Source organism: Arthrobacter sp. BG3, from assembly GCF_056680185.1.
This window is the reverse complement of the sequence record NZ_CM155270.1, coordinates 164,517-186,234: the sequence shown is the minus strand read 5'-3', so window position 1 is coordinate 186,234 and position 21,718 is coordinate 164,517. Positions and strand designations below refer to the sequence as shown.

The following is a 21,718-nucleotide window of genomic DNA, read 5'->3' as shown; positions in this document are numbered from 1 at the left end:
CGTTGCGCGTTGGCCGCAAACCGTATTGGGGCGCCCTTGCAGCGTCCCGTGCGTCAAGAAAGGGAGGCAAGCCAACGAACGCTTGCCTCCCACACTCGGGCCGCCTAATTAGGAGTAGTCGAAGAAGCCTTTGCCGGACTTGCGTCCCAGTTCGCCGCGGGCCACCATGTCGCGGAGGATCTGCGGCGGGGCGAAGCGTTCGCCGAGCGTTTCGTGCAGGTATTCGGAGATTCCAAGGCGGACGTCCAGTCCGACGATGTCCGTGGTCCGCAGGGGTCCAGAGGCGTGCCGGTAGCCAAGTTCCATGGCGGTGTCGATATCCTGCGCGCTGGCGACGCCCTCTTCGAGCATCCGCATGGCCTCCAGTGCCAGTGCAACGCCCAGCCGCGAACTCGCGAAGCCAGGAGCGTCGTTCACCACGATGGGCGTCTTGCCGAGTCCGCGGACCCAGCCGGTGGCGGCGTTGGCTAGTTCGGGGGCCGACTGGGGGCCAAGGACGACTTCCACGAGCGTTGACGCCGGCACCGGGTTGAAGAAGTGCAGCCCGCAGAGCCGCTCCGGCCTGCCGAGAGTGGCAGCCAGCTTGGTGACCGACAGTGAGGAGGTGTTGGTGGCGATCCAGGCATCCGCGCCGAGGTGGCGCTCAACATTGAGCAATGCGGACTGCTTCAGATTGAAGTCCTCCGGGACGGCTTCGACGACCAGACCGGCGCTGCCGAAGTCGATGGCGTCCGTCGAGACTGCGAAGCGGCCGAGCAGCGAGCCCAGATCCTCCGTTACAGAAGATTTCTCAATGGCCCTGGCGAGTGTTCCAGTGACGCGGTCGAGGGCGGCGGCGGCGGCTGCCGCGTCACGTTCGACGACGGTCACCTCCGCTCCGGAAACAAGGAAGGCGTGGGCGATGCCGGCGCCCATCCGGCCTCCGCCGAGAACACCTACCCTCTCGGGGATGCCGGGGGCTTCGGTCAGGGAAGTGGAGATGGTCATTTGCTGGTTCCTTTGTGGTTTTTCCGGTCCAGAAACGCCTGCATCCGCTCAAACTTTGCTTCCGATTCAAAGAGGATGCCTTGGGCGAGTTCGTCGATGGCCGGGTGTGCGGATCGTGGTGCCTGCAGGACACTCTTGGTGAGACGGACAGCAAGCGGATCCTGGGTTTGGATCCGCGCTGCAAGGGCAAAAGCTGCCGGGATGAGCTGGTCTGGGTCATGTAGTTCGGTGACGAGCCGAACAGCCAGCGCCGCTGCGCCGTCGAGCACCTTCCCGCTGAGCAGTATTTCCTTCGCCAGGGGCTCGCCCACGAGTTCCACGAGGCGCCAGCCTGCGCCGGCGGCAGCGAGAATACCCAGGCCTGTTTCGGGATTGCCGATTCTTGCCCGTGGCGTGGCAATCCGGAAGTCCGCTGCGTAGGCCAGTTCGGCGCCGCCGCCGAGAGCAAACCCGTCAACCGCGGCGATCACAGGCATCGGCAGCCTGGAAATTCTCTGGAAGAGGCCGGAATTGATGCCGGCCAGTGCGTCGTCACGGCGCCGTTCGCGGAGCTGGGCGATGTCAGCCCCGGAGGCAAAGATACCGCCGGAGGGAAGCTGCGTCCCGGAAAGGATGAGGATTCTGGGCTTCCGCTCCAAATCCGCGCAGACGGAATGCAACTCATCGACCATGTGCTGGTCGATGGCGTTGCGGACTTCAGGTCTATTGAGCTCGACATGGACGGTCGCGCCCGCATCGTGGATCTTGATGGTCTTCACCAGCCCACCTTCGCATCGCCAATTACCCAGAGTCCAATACCTAATGGGAGCCATATTATTGCAAAATCATAATAACTGAGACTGCGGCCGGGCAAGCCGCCATTGATTCAGAACCAACATTGATCAAGCTGAGAATAAGTATTGGACTGCATAGGCGGAAGCTGGGATCGTGATTGCTAAGACCAAGGACGCACCACCAGAAAGAGATTCGGCCATGAGCAACTACGCAACCATCAACCCGGCAACCGGAGAACGCGTTGCCGAGTTCCCGACCCTCACCAACGAGGAAGTCCAGGATGTGCTCAAGCGCTCCTTCACTGAATACCGTTCCTGGCGCTCCACTCCGCTGGCCGAACGCGCGGCGGTCCTGACCCGCGTCGCCGAACTTACCCGCGAACGGTCCGAGGAACTCGCAGCTCTGCTGACCCTTGAGGTGGGCAAGCCCATCGCCGAGGCCCGTGGCGAAGTTGCCCTTGTGGCCTCGATCTACGCCTACTACGCGGATAACGCCGAGCGCTTCCTCAGGGATGAACCCCTGGACATCAGCGGCCCAGGTTCAGCCGTCGTCCGCACCGAACCCATCGGGCCACTTGTCGGCATCATGCCCTGGAACTTCCCCTACTACCAGGTCGCCCGTTTCGCCGCCCCCAACATCGCGCTGGGCAACTCCGTGATCCTTAAGCACTCACGCAACTGCCCGCAGTCGGCGCTGGCCATCGAATCGGTATTCCGGGATGCCGGGCTGCCCGCGGACGTCTACATCAATGCGTTCGTCACCAGCGGTCAGATCGCAACCATGATCGCAGACCCGCGGGTACAGGGCGTCTCCCTGACCGGCTCCGAAAAGGCCGGATCCGCCGTAGCGGAGGTCGCCGGACGCCATATGAAGAAGTATGTGCTGGAGCTGGGCGGCTCCGACCCGTTCATCGTGCTGCCGGATGCTGATCTGGACAAGGCCGTTGCCGGCGCCGTGGCGGGCCGGATGTACAACGGCGGCCAGGCCTGTACAGCCTCCAAGCGCTTCATCATCGTCGGGGACATCTACGACGAATTCCTTCGCCGCTACACCGACGCCATGGCCAAGATCGCGCCGGGCGATCCGACCGATGAGAAGACGACCTTCGGGCCGCTGTCTTCCCGGGCCTCCGTGGACGACATTACGGAACTGGTCCAGGACGCCGTCTCCAAGGGAGCGACAGCTGTCACGGGCGGGGGCGCACCTAACGAATCAGGCGCCTATTACCCCGCAACGGTCCTGACCGGTGTGACGCCCGAAATGCGGGCATACTCGGAAGAGATCTTCGGCCCGGCGGCTGTGGTTTACCGGGTGGACTCTGCCCAAGCTGCCATTGACCTGGCCAACGACTCACCCTTCGGCCTCTCAAGCTCCATCTACACCGCCGACGTCAAGGTCGCACAGGAGCTTGCCGAACAGCTCGAAACCGGGGCGGTCTGGATCAACAGCATCAGCCGAAGCGCCCCGGACCTGCCGTTCGGCGGGGTGAAGCGTTCCGGCGTTGGACGTGAACTGGCGCAATACGGAATCAACGAATTCGCCAACAAGAAGCTCATCCGGATCCCGTCAGCCTAGACCCGCCCGGATCGCTGCCGCTGGTAGAAGCCGCCAGCGGCCCCGCATAGCTGGCAGCAAGGGCCGTTTTGAGTTCTCAAACGGCCCGGCTGCTGCTTGGTTGTGCCCGACAGACTTTAGAGGAAGTAATGAACCACGCTTTTATTTACGATGCCGTCCGGACCCCGTTCGGGAAGTTCGGCGGTGGGCTCGCCGGGGTCCGCCCGGATGACCTTGCCGCGCATGTGATCGGCGAGGCCGTGAGGCGCGCCCCGGGCCTGGATGTTGAGCGGATCGATGAGGTGGTGTTCGGCAACGCCAACGGCGCGGGCGAGGAGAACCGCAACATCGCCCGGATGGGCACCCTCCTCGCGGGCCTGCCGGTCTCAATCCCCGGCACCACGGTCAACCGGCTGTGCGGGTCCTCGCTGGACGCGGCGATCATCGCGTCCCGGCAGATCAACACCGGAGACGCGGACCTGATGCTCATCGGCGGGGCCGAATCGATGTCCCGGGCCCCCTGGGTGCTGCCCAAAACCGAGAAGCCCTACCCGGCCGGGGACATGACCCTGGTCTCCACCACCCTGGGCTGGCGCCTGGTGAACCCGGCCATGGACCCGGACTGGACCGTGTCCCTGGGCGAAGCCACCGAACGGCTCGCCGACAAATACGCCATCACCCGCCAGGCGCAGGACGAGTTCTCCGCGGCCTCCCACAACCTCGCCGAGGCAGCCTGGGACGAGGGCTTCTACGACCGGCTCGTCACCGTCGTCCCCGGCACGGACCTGGTCCGGGACGAAGGCATCCGCCCCGGGTCCTCCGCCGCCAAACTCGCCGGCCTGAAGACGGTGTTCCGGACCGACAACGGCACCGTCACCGCAGGGAACGCCTCCCCGCTCTCGGACGGCGCCTCCGCGGCCTGGCTCGGCTCCGAAAACGCCGCAGCCCTGCTGGGCACGGACCCGCTGGCCCGCATCGCCGGGCGCGGCGCGCACGCCAACGACCCGCAGTACTTCGGCTACGCCCCCGTGGAAGCGGCGAACAAGGCCCTGGCCAAGGCCGGGATCGGCTGGGACCAGGTCGGCGCCGTCGAACTCAACGAGGCCTTCGCCGCGCAGTCCCTGGCCTGCATCACCGCCTGGGGCATCGACCCCTCCATCGTGAACCGGCACGGCGGCGCCATCGCGATGGGCCACCCCCTCGGCGCCTCCGGCGCCCGCATCCTCGGCACCCTGGCCCGGTCCCTGCAGGCCACCGGGCAGCGCTGGGGCGTCGCCGCGATCTGCATCGGCGTCGGCCAGGGCCTCGCCATCGTCCTCGAAAACGTCACCGCCGGCGCGAAGAGCTGAGCGCCCGTACGTCGTGTCCACGTTGCCGGCGGACGTTGGCTAGGGTCGTAGCGCGGCTGCCGAAGACCTAGGGCCATACTGTGACACTAGGTGTAATTCCCACAACTAGGTCCGCCTACACAGCCTCGACAGGTTCGATACCGAGGCCCCCCGGAGTGCCGTTTGATGGTTTGGGCCACGCCGTCCGCGATCCGGCGGAGGGATGCAGCGATGCTGGAGGGCAGGACCGGCAACGCGGTTTTCTGGCGCGTGACGATGGTGTGGATCTCCGACCAGGTTGTCCATGCGGCACAGTACGGAACTCAGGCTGCAAGCCCTCGTAGGCTTCAGCAGACATTTCGGCAAGGGCGCACAGGGACTCAAGACCCACGGCAACACCAGCATCGACTTCGTGGCGCCCCTGCCTGGCGAGTCTGATGGGCGGGGGAGTGGTGGAATGGTCTCGGCACTCCTTTAGGCCGGGAATTTTCGGACATCTTTGAAGCGGTCATGACGGAGCAGGAGTACAGGCTCGTCGGCAGGAGCCTCATGGGCAAATACAGCTCGGTGATCTCAAAGCTCATGTTGAGCAAGCACGACTACGTCGAGCAACGCCAGACAGATGTGACCACCAACGGCCAGCCCCTGAATCCGGAACTGCCCTCGGTTTGGTTGACTCCTTGGCATACCGAAGGCTCGTGGAATGATGTCGACCATGCCGCCGGCTTAAGGGGCGGAGTTCCACAATGTGAGGTGCGGTAACGGGGCTTCGCCGCGTTTACTTCGTGGAAGGCCGGACTGTCGGTCATGCCGGTGGCTGCTCTCTTCTCCATAATCTGCTCGAAAAGGAGATAGCTCCGCCAAGGTGGTCGCCGATTTCCAGCATGAGGGCAGCCCCTTCGTGCTGTGCTGGAGAGTCCACGGCCTCAGGGAAGCCGTCAGATGCGGCGGCGTCGGTAACGGCTCCGTCTACGTTGCCATGGATGATCATTCAAGCCTGGCCTACGTCGAGATCCACCCCCAGCCCATCATTTCCGCCACTGAGGACAATTCTCAGAGGTAATAGCGGGTCAATTAGGCGTATTTGGATAGGCTCCTGTAGTCTTCCCGGTCAGCAAAGCAGAAGCCAACATGGAAAGACCGGGGTCATATGGCCGATCGCCCCGGGCATATCGGCCACGACGTTGAAATTGGAGCTACAACCGGGTGTCAGGGGTTACGGGACCTCGTCCTATAAGCAGATTGGTCCTTCCAAGCCTTTTCTTCACTTCCAAAGCCCAAAGCCCAAAGCCCGGGCAAGGTCGGCCAGCAAATCAGACGTTCTCACGTCGATGAGTTCATGATGCCTTCGAGGGGCGATAATCACCTCCTTGAGGAGATGGTCTCGCTGTCCCTGGGTGGGCAGGACTCCTCTGGCGGCGAACGCCGTACAGATTCTTTGAAGAAGCTTGTTGTAACTGTCGAAATCTCGCTTCTTCAGGCGCCTGCGAAGCAGTTCGACCCCGGGGATCACTTGGGCAGGATCTGAGAGCTGGTAGTGTACGTCGAAACGCAGCTGAAGGTCCGGATCATGCCACGTCAAAATGTCACTTGGACCGTATGTCAGGAGCTTCCGGGCCACCTGGAGTTCGCCTGCCGACTGTAACGATCGAGCGGCCGTGCGCCAAGCGCCCGTGACGGCGCCGCCCAAGTGCGTCGCAATGTCTATCAGTTGGTCCCGTGCAAGGTGACGACGCTGCTGAATTCGGTGAAGGAAATGAGAGGTTCATGCGGCTGACGACTGGAACGATATGGATCCAGGCAAGATCGCCAGCCTGGTTTTAGACACCTGCCGTTTGGCGGCACCAATGGCCGCGGAATTAGCTTGGTTCGAGGCCGGCACCGCTGTAGGCGGCATGCGCAACCTTTGTACTCAAGAGCCTGATCAGTGAGCCGGAACCGGGACTGTTCTTAGTCTGGAGAGCGACCCCGGCGGAGAACGCCGTGTAGTGCTGGACGTCGGCTGGAAGGGGGCCAGCAATTTCGGCCTCCGGGAAGCAGATGAGTTCGCTCATCTGCTGCAGTGCAAGGTCGGCGCGGCCGTCCAGCAGCGCTTCGGCGGTGAAGCCCTGATCGACGACGGTGGCGTATTCGTGGACCTGTTCGGCGATGCTCAGGTCCTGCAGCAGCTGTGCAAAGTAGATGCCGCTGGGACTGTTGCGTGAATAGGCCACGGAACGGGCTGCCGTCAGCGCACTGGTGAGTGCTTCGACCGTGGAAACGTCCGGAATCTTGGCGCCGGGGGCGACAGCGATGCCAATCCCGGCCTCGGCCAGTGGCGTCAGCGTCCTGGCATCGACGGTCCTGGCGTCGCTGAGCGCTTTCAGTGAGGCGTCGATGCCGATGATCACGTCGAAGTGTGCGTCGGCGGTGATCTTCTGGATCAGCGTCCTGGTCGGGGCGAAATGGGCGTCCACGAATATGCCGGTGTCCCGGGTGAACGCGGGCAGGATGGAGTCGTTGACCGCGCCCCTGAGGGCCATGGCGCAGAACAGGGTGAGGGCAGGCCGTGGGGTCACTTGTTGCTCCTCAGGCCTCGGCGGGGGCGAGGATGACGTCGAAGCGGGTGCGGGCCCAGGCCTGGTTGCCAAGGTCGCGGCCGTCGGGGGTGGGTGTGCCGGCGGCCAGGGTTTCAAAGCGTTTGATCAGCGAGTCCTTGACCCCGAACACGGAGTCACCGATCTCGATCTGCGGGTCTCCTTCGACAAAGATGTGTGTTACCAGGGTCCGCAGGCCGGGGGCGTCGACCATGAAGTGCAGATGGGAGGCCCGGACGGGTGAGCGGCCGGCGGCCTCGAGCAACTTGCCTACCGGCCCGTCGTGTGGGATCGGGTACGGGGTCGGCGTGAGTCCCCAGAAAGAGTATCTACCGTTGTCGTCGGCGAACAGGCGGGCACGTCCGGCGACGCGGGCATCGGTGTATTGGACATCGTAGAAGCCGTCCTCGTCGGCTTCCCAGACTTCGATCCGGGCGCCCGGGACGGGGTTTCCGCTGGTGTCGGTGATGGTGCCTTCGACCCAGCAGGGCTGGCCGGCAGCGCCGCCGGCGATGTCGCCGCCGCGGGGGATTTCGGGGGCATCGTCGACGAAGAACGGCCCGAAGACGGTGGCTTCGGTGGCGCCTTTGTAGGCCTGGTTGTTGATGGCGATGGTCTGCATGGACAGGCCAAGGACGTCGGAGAGGAGGATGAATTCCTGTCGTTTGTCGTCGGTGATGTGGCCGGCCGCGGTGAGGAACTCGATCCCGGTGTTCCATTCGTCCTCGGTGAGGCGGACTTCGCGGACGAAGTTGTGCAGGTGCCGGGTCAGGGCCTGCACGAGCTGCTTCAGGCGGGGGTCTTCGGTTTTGTCGAAGGACGCGACGACGGTGTCCACGAGTTTTTGTTCTACGAGGGCCTGTTCCGGGCTGATGGTGGCCCCGGCAGTGGTGGTTTCAGACATGCGCTGTACTCCTGCGTCTTGTGGAAAAGCGTGCGTTGTTGGACGGGCAGTGGCCGGGTCAGAGTTCCAGAAGGGCCCGGGGGTCTTCGCCGGTGAGGGCTGCCTGGAGGAGACGGGTGAGGTTTTCGGGGATGGCGGGGCGCGGGTTGGACGCCGGGACGGCGGGGAGGATGATGGCGACGGCTTCGGCGATCCCGTCGGCGGTGAAGCCGTAGTCGGCCAGTGCCGTGGGGGCGTCGAGACGTTTGCGGAGTTCCTGGAGCCCGGTCAGTGCGTCGATGGTGCCGAAGGCTGCGGCGATGCGGGCTTCGGCGTCGGGCGCTGCGGGGGCGTTGAACGCCAGGACGTAGGGGAGCACCGTGGCGTGGGTCTGTGCGTGGGGGAGGTTGAAGGTGCCTCCCAGGACGTGGCAGATCTTGTGGTGCAGCCCGGATCCGGCGGAGGCGAACGCGACCGCGGCGAGGTAGGCGCCGTAGAGAGCCTGTTCGCGGCCCTCGGTTCCGGAGGGGTCGGCGGTGATGAGCGGCAGGCCGGAACTGAGGGCGCGGATGCCTTCGGCGCCGAGGGCGGCGTTGATTGGGTCCATACGGGGGCCCCACATCGAGTCGATGCAGTGGGCCACACCGTTCAGGCCGGAGGCCACGGACATGTCCACGGGCAGGGACAGTGTCAGTGCTGCGTCGTAGATGACCGTGACGGGCAGGACGGCGTCGTCCACGCCGGTGGTTTTCCGGGATGCTTCGGTCAGGCCCCACACGTTGGTCGCTTCTGAGCCGGCGTAGGTGGTGGGCACGGCGACGATGGGCAAGCGGGAAGTCATCGCTATCGCCTTGGCCAGTCCCGTCGTCGAACCGCCGCCGATACACACCAGCAGGTCGATGTCGGCCGCCGCCGCGGTGGCGCGGGCTTTCGCGGCGACCTCTATCGGGACGTGCATGATCACGTCGTGGTGCCAGAGTGCCACCTCGATGTCGGCCGCGACGGTGCGGGCCATTTCCGTCTCGCGGTCCGAGGCGATCACCATGACGCGCTGCGCGCCCAGTCGGGCCGCTTCCGCGGCGAGGTTCGCCGCGGCCTTCCCGGTGCCGAACAGCACCCGCTGGCCCAATGTCACGTGGTCAAAAGTCAGGCTCATGGTCAGTTCTCCCGGTTCAGGATTGCGGCGACGGCCCCGTAGAGGGCGCCTTCCGGATCGTCCGGCAGGCGGTCTGCGCGCCAGCCGACGTGCTTGTCCGGACGGACCAGCACGGCACCATCTTCGGCCACTCCACGCAGTTTCGCCCAGTCGAAGTACAGGTCGGTGACTTCCTGGCCCGGGCCGATGACAACGGAGCCGACGGTGACGCCGAGCCGGTCGCTGACCTTCTGCGCAGCAGTGCTCCAGTCCTCACCCGTGTTCCCGGTGAAGAGTGTGAACTGGCCGTAGCGGGCGAGATCGTGGGTGGATAGCTTGCGGCTGCTGTCGCCCACCCAGGCGTGGGGGAGTCGGCCGCCCGGATGGGTCGATGCTTCGTAGTACAGCTCCGGATCCCGGGTGGGCTCGGGCTTGGTGGTTCCGTCGCCGACGATCGCGGAGGAGTCGTAGTGCTGGCCGAGTTCCACGCCGTGGGCGTTGAACTCGTAGTTCTTGATCTCCATCGCGGCCTGAATGGCCTGGCGTTTGGCGGCGCCTTCGGCGGTGTTGTCTTTGCGGGCCTCGATCAGGGCGTGCATCTCTTCGGTGCTCTCTGCCTTGTCGATCCCGAGGGCTTCGAAGAGCTGGCCGAATTCCCGCCCGGACTGGTTGGCGCGGGTGACGATCTGTTTCGCCACAGGGGCCCGCTCGACAGTGTACGTGTCAAGGAGTGTCTCGCCGGCCTGGCCCTTGAGGACCGCGGCAATCTTCCAGGCCAGATTATAGGAGTCCTGGATGGAGGTGTTGGAGCCGAGACCGTTGCTCGGCGGGTGCTTGTGCACGGCGTCCCCGGCGCAGAAGACGCGTCCGGATTGCAGCCGGGTGGCGTACTGCTCGTTGTTTCCCCACAGGGAGGTTCCGGTGATCTCGACGTCGAGGTCCGGGACGCCGATCAGGTTCCGGACGATCTGGGTCGCGGAGTCGTCGGTCACGGCCGGCGGCTCCTCGTTGATGTCGAAGCCCCAGACGATCAGCCATTCGTTCCATGGCCGGACCATGCGCACCAGGCCGGCGCCGATTCCGCCGATGTTGGATCCGGGCTGGACCACCCAGTACAGCACCGAGGGCCGGTGGCCCACCAGCGCGGCGATGTCCGCTTTGAAGGTGATGTTCATTGAGCCGGCGATGTCCATTTGGCCCTCGTAGGGCAGTCCAATGTCCGCGGCAACTTTGGAGCGGGCGCCGTCGGCGCCGATCAGGTACTTGGCCCGGATGGTGTATTCGGTCCCGGTGAGCCGGTTCAGCACCCGTACGCTGACGCCGTCGGCGTCCTGGGTGTGCGAGACGTACTCGGTGGAGAGCTGTGTCTGTGTGCCCCGCACCGTTGCGTTCTTCAGCAGGATCGGTTCGAGGTACGTCTGGGGGATGTCGCAGTTTAGTGACGGGGATGCCAGTTCGTAGTCGGCATGTCGTGCCGGATGCGTTCCCCAGCTGAGGATCCGCCCGATTTCTTCGCCGGCAATCGACGTGCAGAACACGGTGTCGCCGATCATCTCGTGGGGTGTGGCGTCGGCCAGGACCTGGTCCTCGATTCCCATGTCCCGGAAGATTTCCATGGTGCGCTGGTTGGTGATGTGCGCCCGGGGCGTGTTCGCCGTCCAGCGGTATTTGGTGATCATGATGTTCGGTATGCCCAATTCGGACAGGAACAGTGCGGCTGAGGAGCCGGCCGGGCCGGACCCGACGATCAGGACGTCCGTGTGGACGACGTTCGCGTCGGGTAGAGCCGTTTCGGTAACCCCGTCATCGAAAATAACCATTGTTTTCCTTTGGTGCGGCCTGAGGGCCGGAAGTTGATGCTGATGGAGTTGGGGGCCTTAGGCGTGCGCCGGGCTGTCGTGGGCACTGTTGTCGTAAAGGCCTTCCCAGGGGGAACACGAGATCGCCGCCGGTTCGGACGGCCACGTGCTGAACTGTGCCGTGATGGTTACCGGCGCGGACTTCGAGGGCGTCCAGCCCCAATGACCGTCCCGTGCTGTTGAACATGTCCTGATCCTGACGCTGCCAAACATGATCAGCCCGCAACGCTTTCAGCGGCGGCGGCCCTGGTCCTGATCGAACCGGCCACCAGGTCCATCACGTCGGCGCTGGCCGGCAGGACATTGACCATGGAGAAGAAGGCGTGCATCTGGCCCGGCCAACGGTGATGTTCGACGTCGACTCCGGACCCTTCGAGACGTGCCGCGTAGGCCTCGCCTTCGTCGCGAAGAATGTCGTGCTCAGCGGTGATCACCAGTGCAGGTGCCAGGTCGGCGAGCGAATCCGTCTTTAGCGGGGATGCCTCGGGGTGCGTCCGGAGGGCCGGTTCGGGCACATAGTGGTTCCAGAACCACTTCATGAAAGCAGTGGTCAGGAAGGACTGGTTCTCCGGCTCAAGGTACGAAGCCCGTGAGAAATCCGCGTCCGTGGCCGGGTAAAGCAGAATCTGGCCGGCGAGCTCCGGAGCCCCGTTGTCCCGGGCGCGGATGGTGGTGACGGCTGCGAGGTTTCCACCGGCGCTGTCGCCGCCGACGAAAAGCGGGACGCGGTCTCCGGCGATCCGATCAACGTTCTCGGCAGCCCACTGCAGTGCTGTCCAGGCGTCTTCGACCGGCGTCGGGAACGGGTGCTCGGGGGCCTTGCGATAGTTCACGAGGACGACGGCGGCGCCGGATTTCGTGGCGAGCTGGCGGCCCAGGGTTTCGTAGCCCTCGATGTCCTCGAGGACCCAGCCGCCGCCGTGCAGGTACACGAGCACGGCGTTTGGCTTCTCGTTGGGTACCAGGACCCTGACCTGGAAGGTTCCGCCGTCATAGCCGGTAAGCGTTTGGTCTTCAGTGTCGTGGACGTCGGGACCGGGGCCGTAGAAGTTCTTCAGGCCGCTGCTGGCGGCGCGGGCTTCGGTCGCGGTCAGCTCCCACATGGGTTTGGCGTCGGGTCCGGCGGCCTGTGCCATGCCTGTCAGGAACGCAGTAGTTGCTTCGTCAAGTGCCATGGGTTTCTCCTCGTTGAGATGTGGCGTGGTGAGTTTGGATCAGAACGGATGACAGCGCCCGGTCAGCTGATTGCCGACAACTCGCTGAGCCGGTGCCAGGCACGGTTGTGGTACACCAGCGGACTGGTGTCGGCGTCCGGCGCGGGTTCTGTGACCGAAGCCTGGAGGACCTGCACCGCCACCACGGTGGAGTCACCGGCCTGCATACGGTCCACGATCCGGCCGCGCAGCCAGGTCGGGGCGTTGTGCAGAACGGGTTCTCCGGTGACCAGCCGCGACCATGTGGCGGTGTCGGCGAAGCGGTCGATCCCGCTCGTGGCGAAGGTCTTGGCCAGTCCCATCTGGTCCGCGCCCAGGAGATGGACCACCAGCGTTTCCGCCTTGGCCAGTGCTGGGGCCGTCGAGGAGAAGGCCGAGAGGGAGAACACCAGCAGTGCCGGGCTGGCCGAAACGGAGATGACGGACGTGGCGGTCAGTCCGACGGGGCCGTCACCGGCGTCCGCTGTGATCACCGCGACGCCGGCCGGGTGGTTTCGGAACGCGGCCTTGAACTCATCGGCAGAGAGCATGTCTTCGGAGCCGACACTGCCAACCCTCGTGGTGAAGTGTGCAGCGTTCACCGCGCTTGCAGTGGTGGTCTTGCTCATCGCTTTGCCGCCTGAGCCGGGGTTTCCGACGGGGCCTTTTCGGCGAGGGAGAAGAAGACCCATTCGGCGTCCTTGGCCAGGCCGGCAAGCATCCTGCCGCAGGACTGCAACACCACAGGACCAGAGGTCATGTGCTGTGTTCCGGCATGCATGTCCCGGAAGAAGCGCTGCAGGTCTCCGTGCCGGAGCGCCGCCGTCGCCGCCCACTTGTAGACGATCATGCAGACCTCGTGGGCGGACCATGTGGCGTTATTCAGCGCGAGGCGGGTCAGGGTTTCCTGCTCGGCGGACAGCAGTTCGCCTCCGTCCAGCGTTGCCTCGTTGTCCCGCCAGACCTCGAACACAAAAGCCCGGGCCGAACGCAGTTTGGCTTCGGCGGTGGCGTACTCGGCAGCGAACTGGTCAGTGTCCACGCTGGCGCCTGGGGCACCTGACTTCTTCTGGGCGAGGGCCCGCATTTCATCGAGCATCCGGCGCCCCACACCGAGGGCCCACCCGGCGTGGTTGATGCCGGACATGTTGGCCAGGCCCATCCGGTAGAGGGCGCCACCATATACGCTCTCCTTGGTGGTGACGTCGTAGGTGTACGACTCCGGCACGAACAGATCTTCGCAGCTGTAGTCGATGCTGCCGGAGGCCTTCAAACCCATGACGTCCCAGTTGTCAACGATGCGGGCCTGTTCCTTGGGCAGCGTGAAGACCAAGGGCTGGCCGGTCTCCAGGACCACGGCGGCAGTGTGGATGTGGCTGGCGTGGGGCAGCCCTGACGCGAAGCTCCAGGACCCGCTCAGGAGGTATCCGCCGTCGACCTTTCTTGCGGTTCCCATCCGGGTGCCCTGGCCGGCCATCAGGTGGTAGGAGCCGTTGGCGAACAGTTCGTCCGTGGCGTGTTTGCCCTGGTAGGCGGCCGTGGTTCCAGTGATCATCTGCAGGGCCATGACGGCCCAGCCGGTTGAAGCGTCGGCGTAGGAGAGCTTCTCGATGACTTCGATAACCTGGCGGGGGGAGGCTTCGTAGCCGCCGAGTTCGCGGGGGATACCCAATCGGAAGACCCCCGAGTCGTGAAGGGCATGGACAGCTTTGTCTGTGAGGCGCCCGAGTTCTTCATTCTCATCCGCCTGCGACTTGAGCAGCGGGGTAATTTCATCGATGTGGGCGAGAAGGGCCGGGACGTCGTCGCTGACGTGCAGGCGGTCAGTTGATTCCAAAAGTGTCTGGGACATTTCTTGCTCCTAGCTTGGTGCGGTGCTGTAGTTGCAATTTATGCGTGATCCGTCTCACGTTGGATACGATGGAGTGCACACGAATGTTGTGACAGTGAACACATTGCTGTCCCAGTGCGGGGCCACAGGAGGCGATGTCGAATGAGTAACCCCCTGAAAGACCCAACGGCGGCTGCCTTGGTTGTGTCCGAGCAGGCAAAGGATCCAGGGTCGTGGGGCGCCATGGTCTCGTCCACTCTTTTGACCCTGGACATGCAAACCGATCATCCTGAATCGTTTACGGCCAGGATGCGGAATCGCGTCCAAGGTGGAATCCATCTGGCGGAAATCGAAGCCTCCGGACATGCCGCGCGGCGCGGGGCGGAGCGGGTGGCCGCGGACGGCGGCTCGCTGGTCCTCTGCCACGTGCTCAGCGGTGAAGGCTTCATTGTCCAGGACGGGCGGCAGGCGCAGTTAGGTCCCGGAGACTTCGGCTTCTACCAGACCGGTCGGCCGGTCGAAATCGTTGTTCCCACGGGCTTTAATATCCTGTTCCTGAAGTTTCCCCAGTCCTTGGTCACGCTCTCGAGCCTCCAGATTGCGGACCTGGTGGCGGAGCGGCTGGACAGCCGCTCCGGGCTGGCTCCCGCGCTGGCCGGGCTCCTGGGTGGCCTGAATTCAGTAGTGGACAACCTGTCTCCCGAACTGCAGATGCTCACCCTCCACAACGCCGTGGACCTGACATCAACGATGATGCGCCATGAATTGGCCCTGACCGCCAGCCCCGAGCCCGCAGGGCAGAAGCGCGTCCGATTCGAAGGCATCGCCGCCTACATCGATGCGCACCTCCACGACCCGGACCTCTCTCCCCGGAGCATTGCCGCCGCCAACTACATCTCGGTCAGATACCTGCACGCCATCTTTTCCGAATCCGGCGAGACAGCAGGGTCCTGGATTCGCACCCGAAGGCTGGACCGTTGCGCCCGGGACCTGCGGGACCCCCGCCTGGCTGATGTTTCGGTCAGTGTCCTGAGCCACCGCAACGGCTTCAAAAACCAGTCGTACTTCAGTCAGCTCTTCAAGGAGGCGACAGGCCAGACGCCGGCAGAATACCGCGCAAGAGCCCTCACGCTGTCGGACTGAGCAGACCGGGCATAACCAGCGGGTAACTGCGGGCGTTGATCAGCCTTTCGCCGATTTGATGTCCTTGGGCAGGGACGGAACCAGACCCCAGAGGGCAAGCAATATCCGGCGATCCACGGTGTCCTCCTACAGGCGTGAATACTGGCTTCCAAGGGAGCCACCTGTCGTGCGCTTCAGAGCCACCTGCCCAGATCACGGATCGTGTCGTTCAGAGCCACGATTGGCGTGGTTGAGAGCCACCTGAAAGCTCCTCCCACCACGTGATGGCCACGTGGTGGGAGGAGTACCGGTAATGGTACGGAAGATCAAGGCGAAACTTGTCTTGCAGTTACGAAATCAGGGTTTATCAGGCAGGTCGATCGCCTCGGCGCAGGGCATCGCGCGCAATAGCGTCCAGGCGGTGCTCGATGCAGCGGACCGGCTCGGCGTCGTCTGGGATGACGTCGCGGAACAGTCGGAAGCCGAGGTGTATGCGGCCGTGTTCCCCGGCCGCGGCGTTCATGAGAGCGTCTTCGCGCAGCCGGACTGGCCCCGGGTTCACACTGAGTTGGCCCGGGTCGGGGTGACGTTGAAGCTGTTGCACCAGAAGTATGTCGACGCAGCGTCCATGGCGCAGGCAACGATGAGCTATGACCGGTTCTGCCGCCTCTATGGCGAACACGCCGCCGTCTCGGGGGCGACGTCAAGGGTCGGGCACAAGGCCGGCCGCAGTATCGAGGTCGACTGGTCCGGACCCACGATGCAGCTGTTGGATCCGACGACGGGTGAGCTGTCGAGGGTGTACTTGTTCGTCGCGTGCCTGCCGTTCAGCCGGTATGCGTTCGTGGAAGCGAGCCTGGACATGAAGCAGGAGTCGTGGCTGCGCGCCCACACGGCGATGTTCGCGTTCTTCGGTGGCAGCGTCCCGCGCCTGGTCCCGGACAATTTGAAGACCGGGGTTATTTCCCACCCGAAGGAGGGCGAGGTCGTGCTCAACGACGCTTACCGGGAGATGGCGGCGCACTACTCGGCAGCGGTCCTCCCGGGCAGAGTTCGCCACCCTCGAGACAAGAGTGGTGCCGAGAACACGGTCTCCCATGTCGCGACCTGGGTCATCGCCGGCCTCCGGCACGAGCAGTTTACGTCGCTGGCGCAGCTGCGCCTGCGGATCCGGGAACAGATCGATGCCTATAACCGGGAGCCGTTCCAGAAACGTGACGGGTCACGCCTCAGTGTGTTCACCGCCGAGGAGAAGCCGTTGTTGCAGGCGCTGCCGGCGGCCCCTTTCGAGATCAGCACGTGGGTCTATAAACGCAAGGTGAACGCCAACGCTCACGTGGTTTGGGCGAAGAACTTCTATTCCGTCCCTTTTAGCCATATCGGCGCCCTCGTTGACTTGCGCGTGACGGAGACGATGCTGGAGGTTTACCGGCGTGACGAGCGCCTGACCAGCCATTTGCTGCTGCCGGCCACGGCCAGCAACCAGTATCGGACGAACGAGGCGGACCTGCCCGAGGGGCGCAGCTTCCAGGCCTGGGACCGGGCCCGGATCGAGGAGTGGGCGGCGCGGGTCGGACCTGCGACGGCGGCAGTGACAGCCAAGATCTTCGAGACCGTGTTCATCGATGAGGCCGGCTTCGACGCGGCGCTGGCGGTGCTGAAACTGTCGCGCCGATTCTCCCCGGCACGCCTCGAAGCGGCCTGCGCGCTGGCGCTGCGGGGCCCGATCCGCTCACCCCGCTATGCGCACCTGCGGCCGATCCTCAACACCGGACAGGACAAAACCGGACACACCCCCGAGCCCGAGCCGGATGATGGCGGTTATGTTCGCGGCGGCGCCTACTACGCCGGAGGGACCCGTTGAGCGTCCTGGATGGGGAGACCAAACGCAAGCTCCGGGAGATGAACGCCGGCGAGCTGGTGGAGGCCATCGACCTCCAAGACGACACCCTCAGCATCAGCTTGTCGTTCGAGGAACGGGTCCGCCTGGTCGTCGATGACGCCTACTCCACCTTCATGCACTCGAAAGTGGACGGGCTGATCCGACGGGCGGGGCTTCGTTACCCCAACGCGGACCTGCGGCGCATCGACCTGCTCGACGAGCGCGGCCTCAACCGGCAGCTCCTGACCCAACTCGGGACCTGCTTGTTCGTCACTCGGCAGCAGAACGTCGTCTTCCAGGGGTTCACCGGGTCGGGGAAGTCGTATCTGGGCTGCGCGATCGCGAAACGCGCCTGCGAACATCGGATCCGCGCCCATTATGTTCGGATGCCCGACCTCGAAGAGGCCTGGGTCGCAGCTCAAGACACCCCCGGCGGCGCCGGCAAGTTCCTCCGGAAATACGCTGCCTTCACCCTGCTCGTCATCGACGAGTGGTTACTTGATCGGCCGACGGAATCGATGCGGACGATGTTGCTGGAGTTGATGGAGCGCCGTTACGGCGAGACGTCGACGGTGTTCTGCACCCAGTATCAGCAGAAAGACTGGCATCACCGCCTTGGTGCCGGCGTCCACGCCGACGCCATCATGGACCGCATCATCCACAACACCACCTGGGTCGACACCGGCACCTACAACATGAGGGAGCAGACCGCCCTGGCCGGCGCCTAACGATCAGGTCGAGGGCCAGTGGCTCCCAAGCACACCACCACTGGCTCTCTTCCGCACGATCGGTGGCTCTGAAGCGCAAGATTGGGTGGCTCTCAAGGCATCAAATACTCAAGGCGCTTACCCGGGTGGGGAAAGATGCGCTGCACTGCGGTTGGACGATCCGCGGATCAGCTATTACAGACTTGCGGTATCGAATGCAGGCAGACAGACACGACGTCCGGGAAGGGGGCGCACATGACCGCTGACCAACACCACCAACCCACTGTTTCATCCACGAAAGCCCCTCCGCTGAGGGGCTTTCCTATGTGCCGCGAGTCCCGCGGCGGGGCGGCGTTCACACCGCCTGATCATGGGTCCCGGCGCGCCCCCCGGCGACCCTCATCGAGCCGACTGCCGTCAGCTGGCAGCAGCAGTCGGCTCGACTACGTTTCCCAGTGCCGGACCTATGCTTTAGGTTAACGCTTATCCGTTCCGCCGAAGGAGAAATCGAATGTCTCGCATCATTTCGACCGGCTTGGCCAAGACCGGTCTCCTGCTCGGCTATAAGGTCGCCCGCGATACAGGCAACAGGCAGGCCGGCGGCGCTATTTTGGCAGCCTGCGGCTTGGCCGCCTTCGCGGTTTGGAAAAACGACGCCGGCTCGGCCCGGGCTGCAGCCCTCACGGGCGCGTATATTGCGGCCTTTGGCGCGTCCCACCCCCTGGCGAAGAAGATCGGCGCGTGGCCGGCAGTATTCACGGTCACCGGGGTCATGGCGCTGGCCTCGATGATCTTTGGCGGGCGCCGCAAGGAGTCCTAGGGCATGTCTCCTAATTCCTTGAGCCAGATGGTGATGGCGCGGAGGACGACTCCGCCGCGGTAGGTCAGGGCGAGCTTGTCGTACCGGGTGGCGAGTCCGCGCCATTGCTTGAAGATGTTGAAGGACCGTTCGACGACGTTTCGTCGCTTGTAGGCTTCCGTGTCCAGCCCTACTGGTCTGCCGCCTTTGCTGCCGCGGCGTTTGCGGTTCGCTTCCTGATCGGAGCGTTCCGGGATCACCGCCTGGATGCCGCGCCGGCGCAGAAGATCCCGGTTGGCCTTTGAGGAGTACGCCTTATCCGCCAGGGCCCGGGCCGGGCGGGAACGGGCCCGGCCCGGACCCAGCCGGGGAACGCTGAGGGAGTCCAGCAGGTGCGGGAACATTGGGGAGTCCCCGCCCTGCCCGGGACCGAGCAGCATGACCAGCGGGCGCATCTTGCCGTCGCAGAGGTGATGGATCTTCGTTGTCAGCCCGCCGCGGGACCTGCCGATCCCGTGGTCAGGCGGTTCCTCTAACAGATTCATGTAATTCGACAGGTCCCCCTGTGTGGCGGGTGAGGTTCGTGGCGTGCTGGTGGGCCCGGTTGACCGTGGAGTCCACGGAGACTTCCCAGTCGATCATCCCGGCCGCGTCGGCCTCCGCCAGGATCCGGGAGTGGATTTTGTCCCAGGTTCCGTCGCCACTGAAGCGGCGGTGGCGTTTCCAGACTGTCTGCCACGGGCCGAAGGTCTCCGGCAGGTCGCGCCAGGGAATTCCCGCCCGGAAACGGTAGATGATGCCTTCAACGATCAGCCGGTGGTTTTGAAACGGTCTCCCACGGCTCCCGTCGGAGCTGGGCATCAAGGATTCAATCCGCTCCCATTGGGCATCGGTCAGGACGGCAGTACGCGACATGATTCAAGCATGCCAAAGCAGACGAGACCCAATTGGGAGACACGCCCTAGTACAACAGGCGCGCTAGCTGTACCCAGCCAGCAGGTTGGTTACATCTGCTGATGGGTGGTCCTCCTCCGAGGGCGATTTGTGGTCCTGGAGGCGGCGGGCTCGGCTGCGCCGTTGGTGGTCCGTGCTCACTTCCTGGACGCCGGCCGGGCAGTCGGTCGGTCATGCAGGTTGCTGTTTTCTTCTCGATGAGACGTTCGGAGAGGAGGAATCCGCAGCCATGATGGTCAGCGGTTTTCAACAGGAGGGCCGCCCCCTGGTGCGGTGCTTGTTCGGGGCCGTTCTGGTTCCGGAGGCCTACTCTTTCTACCGGAGCGAAATCGCGGGTAATACACAACGGACCCGCCCGGACGGCCGTTTAAGAAGCGTGGTTGGGGGCGCCGAAGTGGGCAAGAAAGAGGGTGTGCACAATGTGCACACCTTGGGCTTCGGAGCGGTTCTTACTGGTGCCGGACTGGCCCGGATTCGGGATGTTTCGGCGGGAGTCCAGTGTTTGCAAGTGCTGGAGCCCGGTTCGAGTCCCACCTCGGGCACAGTGTTTCCGCAGGTCAGGGGCTATTTTGGTGCTTTTTCGTGTGCACATTGTGCACACTCCCGCCTCTGAACTGATGTTCCGGGGTGTGTGGGGTCCCGGAAACGGCCTATTCGGTTGTGTGGGGGGAGTGGCGGACTACGGCGGACCGGGTACCGCCTTGCGGAGTCTCTTCTGGGTGTTCATCTCGTTCGTCCTTCCATCCGGTTTTCGCGTTCACTACTTCATGGTGGCCAGTGCCGCTCACAACATGATTTGCTGAATATTCTCTGGATTGACCTAGGGTTCGAGTCGATCCGGAATTTTCGCTCTGATACCTATTCATGCAGGAACGTTGGGTGAACGGCATGACATGGCAACTGCTTCGGAGCAGACCACGAGCTCGCTGAGCCTGGCCAGTCGGTAGGCGGTGCCGGCTACTTCGACGGCGAGTCAAGGGAATTGGTGGGCTTTGCTGCCATGGACTTCCCACCAGTTAACCCCCGCCGCCGCAGCTATCATTCTGCCCGTTATCGCGGCATCCGGCTTCTGGGTGTCCGGCATCGCCGTCCTCGCTGTTTTGGCGGTGGAAGCTGGCCACGTTGCCCTCAATCAGATCCGGACGATCGCTGCCTCCCCGGCGTCAACGCATGATGGGTGAGCAGCGCGCCGACGACACAGACCGGATCTTCACCGATCGTCTGTGCGATCGCGGCGGTCGTTCAGGCCGTTTAGCCCCCGCCCCTTCCCGGGCATTTCGGGATTCGAAGGCTGCATCGTGGTGTCGAATAGCTGCCACCGACCGAGTCTGCATCGCGGCCATGGATTCACCGCCGGGAAAGACGACGGCGGACGGTTGCGACTGCACAACCGGCCACAAATCCTCGGTCGCGAGATCACTGAGCGTGCGGCCCTGCCACTGGCCGTAATCGCACTCGGTGAGATCGGGATCGACCGGCGCGTACGGCGTGCCATCCTGGCGATCGAGAATGAGCCGTGCCGTTTGCTGACAACGCTTGAGAGGGCTCGACACCACCCCGACTATGGGCACTACCCTGGTCCAGCGGCGTTGCCCGCGCATTTGGACAGGCATAATTCGTACATGCCCAATGCTGAGACTTCGCCTGTGGAGTCGGTGGACCGCACCTTGGTCTTGCTGCTTCTAATGCATGAGCGTGGACCGGTCTCCGTTAAGACAGCGGCAGTGCACCTGGACATGGCGCCGTCCACGGCCCACCGGCTCCTGTCCGCACTGGCCTTTGGTTTACGGGCCGGGGCCAGCGTTCACGGACCGCGGAGCGGAGCCCCTGTCGATCAAAAAACTCCGGGAATTGGCCCGTGGTCCGCTGTTGGATGTGAACAACCGGTTGGGCGAGACGGTTCAGTTGATGGTCCTGCGCGGCGGAAATATTCAGTTCGTCGACGGCGTGGAATCCGAGTTCATGCTGCGCCTGGGCATGCTGACTGGGGATCAGATGCCCGCCTTCGTTTCCGCGGGCGGGAAAGCAATGCTGGCGCAGTTGAACAATGCCGAACGCGAGGAACTCTATCGCGGCGGATTGCCGGTCTGGCCTACCAGCAGGATCACGACCATGGCGATGCTCAAGCGCAGCA

General features: G+C 64.1%; 16 protein-coding genes and 4 pseudogenes. 9 read left to right on the top strand and 11 right to left on the bottom strand.

The window, feature by feature from the left end; all coding sequences use genetic code 11:
* Positions 1–108 precede the first annotated feature (108 nt).
* Both AC1MFL_RS00905 and AC1MFL_RS00900 read right to left on the bottom strand, forming a co-directional pair.
* A complete protein-coding gene (locus tag AC1MFL_RS00905) occupies positions 109–987 on the bottom strand; it encodes a 3-hydroxyacyl-CoA dehydrogenase family protein (RefSeq protein ID WP_479812695.1) in 879 nt (292 codons plus the stop codon).
* Positions 984–1,745: an enoyl-CoA hydratase/isomerase family protein gene (locus tag AC1MFL_RS00900; RefSeq protein ID WP_479812693.1), complete on the bottom strand. Its 762-nt coding sequence runs from the start codon at positions 1,743–1,745 to the stop codon at positions 984–986. The genes AC1MFL_RS00905 and AC1MFL_RS00900 overlap by 4 nt, the downstream gene beginning before the upstream one ends.
* A gap of 214 nt (positions 1,746–1,959) precedes the next feature.
* Between AC1MFL_RS00900 and AC1MFL_RS00895 the strand changes: the two genes are divergently transcribed.
* From AC1MFL_RS00895 to AC1MFL_RS00885, 3 genes are all read left to right on the top strand, one after another.
* Complete coding sequence (locus tag AC1MFL_RS00895) at positions 1,960–3,336, top strand: NAD-dependent succinate-semialdehyde dehydrogenase (RefSeq protein WP_479812692.1); 1,377 nt, start codon at positions 1,960–1,962, stop codon at positions 3,334–3,336.
* A 128-nt stretch (positions 3,337–3,464) separates the two neighbouring features.
* Positions 3,465–4,664, top strand: coding sequence for a thiolase family protein (locus AC1MFL_RS00890; protein ID WP_479812690.1), 1,200 nt, complete (start codon positions 3,465–3,467; stop codon positions 4,662–4,664).
* A gap of 528 nt (positions 4,665–5,192) precedes the next feature.
* On the top strand, positions 5,193–5,405 hold the full coding sequence (locus AC1MFL_RS00885; RefSeq protein ID WP_479812688.1) for a hypothetical protein: 213 nt from the start codon (positions 5,193–5,195) through the stop codon (positions 5,403–5,405).
* Positions 5,406–6,502: 1,097 nt separating this feature from the next.
* Here the strand turns inward: AC1MFL_RS00885 and AC1MFL_RS00880 are convergent.
* From AC1MFL_RS00880 to AC1MFL_RS00850, 7 genes are all read right to left on the bottom strand, one after another.
* Positions 6,503–7,201 (bottom strand): molybdate ABC transporter substrate-binding protein, encoded by a 699-nt coding sequence (locus tag AC1MFL_RS00880; RefSeq protein ID WP_479812687.1) that lies wholly within the window; start codon positions 7,199–7,201, stop codon positions 6,503–6,505.
* A gap of 10 nt (positions 7,202–7,211) precedes the next feature.
* Positions 7,212–8,123, bottom strand: a complete 912-nt coding sequence (locus tag AC1MFL_RS00875) for a dioxygenase family protein (RefSeq protein WP_479812685.1) — start codon at positions 8,121–8,123, stop codon at positions 7,212–7,214.
* Between the two features lie 58 nt (positions 8,124–8,181).
* Positions 8,182–9,258: a maleylacetate reductase gene (locus AC1MFL_RS00870; RefSeq protein WP_479812683.1), complete on the bottom strand. Its 1,077-nt coding sequence runs from the start codon at positions 9,256–9,258 to the stop codon at positions 8,182–8,184.
* A 2-nt stretch (positions 9,259–9,260) separates the two neighbouring features.
* Entirely contained in the window at positions 9,261–11,057 is a 1,797-nt protein-coding gene (locus AC1MFL_RS00865; RefSeq protein WP_479812681.1) for an FAD-dependent oxidoreductase, read from the bottom strand.
* A 254-nt stretch (positions 11,058–11,311) separates the two neighbouring features.
* Positions 11,312–12,271, bottom strand: coding sequence for an alpha/beta hydrolase (locus AC1MFL_RS00860; RefSeq protein WP_479812679.1), 960 nt, complete (start codon positions 12,269–12,271; stop codon positions 11,312–11,314).
* Between the two features lie 62 nt (positions 12,272–12,333).
* Entirely contained in the window at positions 12,334–12,918 is a 585-nt protein-coding gene (locus AC1MFL_RS00855; protein WP_479812677.1) for a flavin reductase family protein, read from the bottom strand.
* Positions 12,915–14,141, bottom strand: coding sequence for an acyl-CoA dehydrogenase family protein (locus AC1MFL_RS00850; RefSeq protein WP_479812675.1), 1,227 nt, complete (start codon positions 14,139–14,141; stop codon positions 12,915–12,917). Before AC1MFL_RS00850 ends, AC1MFL_RS00855 begins: the two co-directional genes overlap by 4 nt.
* Before the next feature lie 141 nt (positions 14,142–14,282).
* On the opposite strand from AC1MFL_RS00850, the gene AC1MFL_RS00845 reads away from it, so the two are divergent.
* The 4 genes from AC1MFL_RS00845 (at position 14,283) to AC1MFL_RS00830 (ending at position 18,651) form a co-directional block, all read left to right on the top strand.
* The gene (locus AC1MFL_RS00845) at positions 14,283–15,263 is read left to right on the top strand and encodes an AraC-like ligand-binding domain-containing protein (protein ID WP_479812673.1); all 981 of its coding nucleotides are present in this window, start codon (positions 14,283–14,285) and stop codon (positions 15,261–15,263) included.
* A 292-nt stretch (positions 15,264–15,555) separates the two neighbouring features.
* Positions 15,556–17,106: an IS21 family transposase gene (istA, locus tag AC1MFL_RS00840; protein WP_479812671.1), complete on the top strand. Its 1,551-nt coding sequence runs from the start codon at positions 15,556–15,558 to the stop codon at positions 17,104–17,106.
* Positions 17,103–17,852: an ATP-binding protein gene (locus tag AC1MFL_RS00835; RefSeq protein WP_479812669.1), complete on the top strand. Its 750-nt coding sequence runs from the start codon at positions 17,103–17,105 to the stop codon at positions 17,850–17,852. Before istA ends, AC1MFL_RS00835 begins: the two co-directional genes overlap by 4 nt.
* 490 nt (positions 17,853–18,342) lie before the next feature.
* Positions 18,343–18,651, top strand: coding sequence for a hypothetical protein (locus tag AC1MFL_RS00830; protein ID WP_479812667.1), 309 nt, complete (start codon positions 18,343–18,345; stop codon positions 18,649–18,651).
* On the opposite strand, the pseudogene AC1MFL_RS00825 reads toward AC1MFL_RS00830, so the two are convergent.
* Positions 18,648–19,545, bottom strand: a pseudogene (locus AC1MFL_RS00825) (IS5 family transposase). The gene AC1MFL_RS00830 and the pseudogene AC1MFL_RS00825 sit on opposite strands and share 4 nt — an antisense overlap.
* Positions 19,546–20,837: 1,292 nt before the next feature.
* Positions 20,838–21,197 (bottom strand): annotated as a pseudogene (locus tag AC1MFL_RS00820) (histidine phosphatase family protein); the annotation flags it as partial.
* Positions 21,198–21,206: 9 nt separating this feature from the next.
* Between AC1MFL_RS00820 and AC1MFL_RS00815 the strand changes: the two are divergent.
* Both AC1MFL_RS00815 and AC1MFL_RS00810 read left to right on the top strand, forming a co-directional pair.
* Positions 21,207–21,347, top strand: a pseudogene (locus AC1MFL_RS00815) (helix-turn-helix domain-containing protein); the annotation flags it as partial.
* Positions 21,280–21,687 (top strand): annotated as a pseudogene (locus AC1MFL_RS00810) (IclR family transcriptional regulator domain-containing protein); the annotation flags it as partial. The pseudogenes AC1MFL_RS00815 and AC1MFL_RS00810, both read left to right, overlap by 68 nt.
* Positions 21,688–21,718 lie beyond the last annotated feature (31 nt).